Source organism: uncultured Campylobacter sp. (assembly GCF_937890585.1).
Taxonomy (GTDB): Bacteria; Campylobacterota; Campylobacteria; order Campylobacterales; family Campylobacteraceae; genus Campylobacter_A.
Genome location: NZ_CALACG010000043.1, coordinates 1 through 2,163 on the forward strand (window position 1 = coordinate 1; position 2,163 = coordinate 2,163).

Sequence of the window (2,163 nt, forward strand, 5' to 3'; positions counted from 1 at the left end):
CTTCAACTCAAGGGTGCTCGCTCAGTGTGAAAAGGATATACCTTTACTTGAAAAGCTAAAATTTATAGCCATTTATATGACAAATCTTGATGAATTTTATATGATAAGAGTGGCTGGTCTAAAGCAGCTTTTTGCAGCTGGAGTGACGACAAGTAGTAGTGACGGCATGAGTCCGCTTGATCAGCTAAGAGAGATCAGAAAATATCTGCAAGATGAGCAAAATTTAGTCGAGGCTCACTACAAAAACACCGTTGATGCGCTTAGCAAAGAGGGTCTTTTTATCAAAAACTACGACGAGCTTGATGATAGCTTAAAGCAAAAATGCGACGAATACTTTTTCTCAAACATCCTACCAGTCATCGTCCCTATCGCTGTTGATGCGACCCATCCATTTCCGCACCTAAACAACCTTAGCTTCTCGCTTGCTGTAAAGCTTGCTGATATCGAGCACCCTGAAATTTTAAAATACGGTATGATAAGAATTTCAAGAGTTTTGCCAAGATTTACCCAGCCAAGCAGCAACGTTTTCGTGCCAATAGAAACGATCGTGCACCGCCATGCAGAAGAAATTTTCCCAGGCTATAAGCTACTTAGCTCGGCTGCTTTTAGAGTGACAAGAAATGCTGATATCGTCATCGAAGAAGAAGAGGCAGATGACTTTATGATGATACTTGAGCAAGGGCTAAAGCTTCGTAGAAAAGGGGCTTTTGTGCGTATGCAGATAGATAAAGACGCTGACGCTGATATCTTGGAGTTTTTAAATTTCCATATGAAAATTTTTCATAAAGATATCTATTTTTCAAGCACCCCGCTAACGCTTAGCTCGCTTTGGGAGGTAGCTGGGAGCAAAAATTTTAGCCACCTAGCAAATCCGCCCTACGCCCCAAAAACCTTGCCTCCCTTTTGCAACGGTGTCTCGATCTTTGATGCGATAGACAAAGAGGACGTGCTTCTAGTTCATCCATTTGAGAGCTTTGATCCAGTCGTTGGCTTCATAAAGGAGGCTAGCAAAGATACAAAGGTGATCTCGATACGCATGACGCTTTACAGGGTCGATAAAAGCTCGCCGATCATTCAAAGCCTAATAGACGCCGCAAGTGACGGCAAGCAAGTAACTGTGATGGTCGAGCTAAAAGCGAGGTTTGACGAAGAAAATAACCTTCACTGGGCAAAGGCACTAGAAGATGCTGGCGCGCACGTGATATACGGTATCACAGGCTTTAAAGTCCATGCAAAAGTTAGCCAAGTGATCCGCCAGATCGGCGATAAACTTAAATTTTACATGCACTTTGGCACTGGCAACTACAACGGCAGTTCAGCAAAAATTTACACAGATGTGAGCCTATTTACGAGCAAAGAGGAATTTAGCCAAGACACGACCTCGTTTTTTCACATCCTATCAGGATATAACAAAAACCGCCGTCTAAACGCCCTTAGCATGTCGCCCTTTCAGATAAAAGAGCGCATCATCGAAAAGATAAGAGTGGAGGCCAGCAAGGGCAGTGAGGGCAGGATCATCGCTAAGATGAACGCACTAATAGACGAAGACGTGATAAACGAACTTAGCCGTGCTTCAAACGCAGGCGTAAAGATCGATCTCATCGTTCGGGGTGTGTGCGGACTAAGGCCAGGTGTAAAAGGCAAAAGCGAAAACATCAGAGTTCGCTCGATCATCGGCAAATACTTAGAGCACGCTAGAATTTTATATTTTAAACACGCCGATCCAAAAATTTACATCTCAAGTGCTGACTGGATGCCACGAAATTTAGAGCGCCGCTTGGAGCTCATGACGCCTATTTTTGAGCCAAGACTTCAAGAGAGGCTACTTGAAATTTTAGAGCTTCAACTAAGCGATAACGACCTAGCATTTGAGCTACAAAGCAGCGGTGAATATCTAAAAGTAGCTAGACGTGAGGGCGAAAAAGTGATCTCTTGCCACGAAATTTTGGAAAACTACATCTCTAAAATTTATAAATCCGTCAAGAAAGACACCGACAAAGCAAAAGCAGATATGCTTGCAAGCAAGCTTTTAAAAGAGAGCTAAAAGATAAATGGCTTTTAAATTTAAGTTTAGAAGCCATTTTTACCTTAAATCCTAAATCTTAAATCCAAATTTCTAAATTTTTATATACTTTAAATTTACATTGTAAGCCTCTATAATAC

1 protein-coding gene is annotated in these 2,163 nt (G+C 41.9%); it reads left to right on the top strand.

The window, feature by feature from the left end:
• On the top strand, window positions 1-2,044 hold a 2,044-nt coding region (locus Q0296_RS01165), incomplete at its 5' end, for an RNA degradosome polyphosphate kinase (protein ID WP_298035748.1).
• Window positions 2,045-2,163 lie beyond the last annotated feature (119 nt).